Annotated in this window: 2 protein-coding genes; both read right to left on the reverse strand. The window is 44.5% G+C overall.

Features of this window, described 5'->3' with window-relative positions; translation table 11 throughout:
• On the reverse strand, window positions 1-993 hold a 993-nt coding region (locus OSCI_RS02655; RefSeq protein ID WP_039961629.1), incomplete at its 3' end, for a serine/threonine protein kinase.
• Window positions 994-1039: 46 nt separating this feature from the next.
• The coding region (locus tag OSCI_RS02660; protein WP_039961630.1) for an ATP-binding protein at window positions 1040-4709 on the reverse strand (3670 nt) is incomplete at its 5' end.

Consider the following 4709-nt stretch of genomic DNA (forward strand, 5'->3'; position numbering starts at 1 on the left):
TCTTTCAAAGGCTTGCAGTAGGGTTTCAACCTCAGTTTCTCTACCATAGAGTTTGTCGGGGATGAGGAAGCGATCGCACATATCATGCTGTGCAATTTCAAAGTCTTCAATCCTACCAGTTGCTTGTAGTTGATGTAAATATTTCTCTAAATCAAACTTCAGTCCCAAGGCACTTTGATAGCGGTTTTCGGCATTTTTTGCCATCAATTTACTGACAATCTTTGAGAGGACAGATGGAATTTTTGGGTTGATTTCATGGACTAACGGTGCTGGTTTGGCAATATGACAATGTACTAACTCCATCGGATCGTTTGACTGAAAAGGTAATTGACCCGTCAGTAATTCGTAGAAAGTTATACCCAAAGAATAAAAGTCAGTCCGATAGTCAATCCCCCGATTCATTCTCCCGGTTTGTTCGGGAGAAATATAAGCAATTGTCCCTTCTAATATATTAGGATTGATCGAATTTTCTGTTTCTTGCGGTAACAAGGAGGCGATACTAAAGTCAATTAATTTGACTTGTTTGGTTTCGGGATTAATTAAGATATTACTGGGTTTAATATCTTTATGAATAATCCGCTCGCTATACAATATATATAAAATATTGCACAGTGCGATCGCTACTTCTAAAAAGTCCCTCAAAGATAGTAATTTTTCCGCTTTTAGTGCCCATTCGTGAAGAGAAATACCCCCAAAATCTTCCATGACTAAGGCATAGCCATTTCGATAGGGTTCTAGGCTATAGGTTTGGATGATTCCAGGTTTACAAAGGTTTTTAGTAATGGTATACTGGTTGCGAAACTGCACGAGTTCGCTGAATGTAGGGTATTCATTTTTCAACAGTTTGATGACAACAGGTAATCGATCGCTGGTACGGATAGCTCGATATACTAAGGTGCGACTTCCTGAATAAACTGTTTCGAGAATTTGATAGTCGAGAATTTGAACTGTTGTCTGACGGTTGCTATTTTGGTGAGAGTTATTAATAACCATTGTTCTTTGAGAATTTATGAGTAATCGAAGTGGAAATTTAACTGGTTTATTCTCCCTTAATAGGTAAGGTGATAATAAATTCTGTCCCTTGACCTAGTGTTGAGTTAACATGAATAGAACCGCCATGTTTTTCGATGACGATTTGACGAGCGATCGCCAATCCCAATCCCGTACCTTTACCGACAACTTTCGTCGTAAATAAATGGTCAAATATCTTTTGTATGACTGATTCATTCATCCCCTTGCCATTATCAGTAATAGTAATTTTTACCTCTTGATTTTCTACAAAAGTGGCAATTTTAATGCGATTAGGATTCGCCTTGATTTCCGCAAAGCTTCGTCCAATATTTGATTCATCCAAAGCATCTATCGCATTGGCAAGAATATTCATAAATACCTGATTTAATTGCCCAGGAAAGCAATTAATTGCGGGAATAATTCCGTAGTTGGTGGCAACTTCAATCGCCGGACGATTATCATTTGCCTTGAGGCGATGGCGTAAAATTAAGATCGTGCTATCGATCCCTTCATGGAGATCGAATATCTGCTTTCGATCGCTATCAGCACGGGAGAAAGTGCGAAGACTCTTGCTGATCGATGTGATGCGATCGCCTCCATCTTTCATTGCTTTAATCAACTTCGGCAAATCTTCTCGCACATATTCAAGGTCGATCGCTTCTAATTCCTCTTCAATTTCTGCTCCAGGTTGAGGGAATTTTTCGCCATAGAGATCGATTAAACCTAATAGATCGTTGATATAATCTTGGGCAGCACCGACATTGCCGACAATGCAACCAACAGGATTGTTGATTTCGTGAGCAACCCCAGCTACCAGATTGCCGAGGGCAGACATTTTTTCGCTTTGTACCAGTTGCAGTTGAGATTGTTCGAGCTGTTGGGCCCAGTCTTGTGATTGTTGATAGAGTCGAGCATTTTCTAAAGAAATGGCAGCTTGAGTGCAGAGGAAATTGAGGATGAGGATGCGATCGCTGATAAATACGCCTCTTGTGGTTCGGTTCTCTAAATATAGAATCCCAATGAGATGTCCTTGGTTAAGAATGGGCAAACACAACACACTCTGTGGCTGTTGGCGATTGAGATATTCATCAATCACAGGCAAGTCAGTTTTGATGTCGTCAATGACAACAATTTCTTGCGTATTTTTAACGTACTGAATTAACTTCAAGGGGCAGTTAATGTTGCCCTCGATCGGTTGCGTGCATAGTTCTGTTGCTTCAGGTGTAGCGATCGCTCTCACCTGCCATTGTCCATCTGTATTGGGCAAAATTAAGGCACAGAGAGATCCTCCAGAGTTTTGTAAAATAATTTGAGTCAGTTGGTGCAACAATTCATCGAGTTGAATCGTACTCGATAGTGCTTGAGAAGCTTTGATAATAGCGGCAAAATCGAGGGCAGTATTGATGCTGCTACTAGACGAGTGGTTGGTTTGGCTGGAGGAATGGAGCGATAAGGCGGGGTTAGCCAGCGTTGCTAAGGTTTCCAGAGGATTCAGAGTCAATGCTGCTTGTTGCAAGATCGGGCGCAACAAATCTGTATAGCGTTGTTCTAAATCGGCGACTTTGGCTTTGGCACCCCATTTGGCATAGCAATAATAGGCTTCTTGCATATAACCAACGGCAACTTTTTCTTTACCCCAGTCCAGGTAGAACTTAGCTGCAAGTTCATTGGCTAAAGCTTCTTCTTGGATGTAGCCGTTGGCTTTGGCTCCAGCGATCGCGCGATCGTACCAATCTCCTGCCTCATAATTCTTACCTAACACCCGACATTTTTCGGCTTCCACCAACTGGTATTTATGTAAGAAATTCATTGGTGCACGATCGGCAAGGAGCTTCAACGGCTGTTGATTATTAGCAATCTGCTCTAATAATTGCGGTTGCTGTGCGATCGCCGTTTGGGGGTAGATTGCCAGGGCGATCAGAGAATCATAAAAATAGAATAAGGGTTCCATAATCGTACCGCTGGCGGCTGGTAACCAGAGCTTAAATTGCTGTGCCGCCGTCATGGCTCGATCGAATCTACCAAAGCCATAGCAAAGCATCAATTGATTCACAAATAGGATTACTAATCCCGCCCCATTTTTTTGCGCTTCCATTTGCGATCTAAGATCGGCTTCGAGCAAAATGTACTCCCCCTGTTCCCCCCTTTGGGATCGCTGCCCCAACCAATACAGGACGGCCTGATGAATAATTCCACAGTAGTTGGTGGTGGTGGTTAGGTTTAACTGCCTCAAGCGACGATAAAACTCTGCGGCAATCTCTTCTGTCACCGTGAGAGACTCGCCACTTAGGTAATGGTGTGACGCATACATATAACCGCTATAGCCGACATATTCAAAGCTGCCAGAGGCCAACCCCGCTTGATGAGCCTCTAGTAAGATTGACAGGGAATTTTTTAAGGGGTGCTTCAAATGGAAGAGTACACCGCCCACACAAGTGTAAACCTTCGCTTTCAAGTCTTGAGAATTACTCCGATCCGATAGCCGCTGTGCCACTTCACCCAGTTGTGAGGCTTGCTCCACATCTTGTAGCAAGCAATTGACCAAAACACCGTAGGTGACGTAGGCGAATGCAGAAGAGGGCGCATTACCCAACTGAATCGATCGCCGCACCTGCTCCATCACCACCAGCGGATACAGCGTGGGTGCACTGGTGTAAGTAACAGACAAGAGGGCAGCTAAGATTTCCATTGTGGCTAGTTGCGTTAGATCCTGCATGACGGGCAAGTCTGCCAGCGATGCGATTGGCTGTTGTGCCACCAGGGTCATGGTGGCCTGTAACGCCTCACCAATCTCTGCTTCTGAGGCCTGCGTGGGCAAATGAAAGCCCAAGTCTGTCAGGGCTTGGATAGCAACAGTAAGCGCTCGATCAAATTGATTGCCTGTGGCGTAAGCTTGAATCCGCGCGGACTGAACCTTGATGCAATCCGTGATGGTGGCTTGGGAAATTGCGACGGCGGCCCATTGCTCCATCTGAGCGAAATCCCCTTGCATTGCTGCGACTTCGGTTGCTAGCTCGTACAATCCCAAGGCTAAGTCATAATCGGTTTGCCAAATCCCCTCCTCGACAAGGGCGATGCCTTGGTGATAGTATTTGGCAGCAGCATCCAAGGCACTCACCGCCTTCGCTTTGCGACCAGCGATCAGATTCAATTGAGCCAGTTCAAGGCACTGTTGTGGTTGTTCGATCGACTCAACCCCCATATTCAGATGACCGATCAGATCGAAAATAGACGACTCTAGCTCCTCCTGAGAAATCTGCTGTTTCAGGAGTTGCCCAATCGTCCAATGGGTCTTTTTTTTCTGGTCATCGGGAATCAGAGAATAGGCGGCTTGTTGAACGCGATCGTGCAAAAAGCGATAAGTGGGATTAGCCGCTACTTGAGAAACTGATGCAGTATCTGATTGAGTAAAAAACTTGTAAATTTCCTCCTTTGGAATAATCAAACCAAATTGTAATGATTGCCATAATGCTGTCGCCGCATCTTCTTTTGACTGCTCAGAAACGATCGCCAGGGTATTCAAATCAAACTGCGCCCCAATACAAGCCGCTAATTTCAGAATATTCTGAGTTTCTGTTGGCAATTTTTGTAATTGCAGTGCCATAAACTCCACCACATCATCAGTAATTGCCAAAGCTTTCACTTGAGCAATATCGCACTGCCACCCCCCCGTAGCCCCCTCCGTACGGGGGTTGGGG

This window comes from Kamptonema sp. PCC 6506 (genome assembly GCF_000180455.1).
In the GTDB taxonomy this organism is placed as follows: Bacteria; Cyanobacteriota; Cyanobacteriia; order Cyanobacteriales; family Microcoleaceae; genus Kamptonema; species Kamptonema formosum.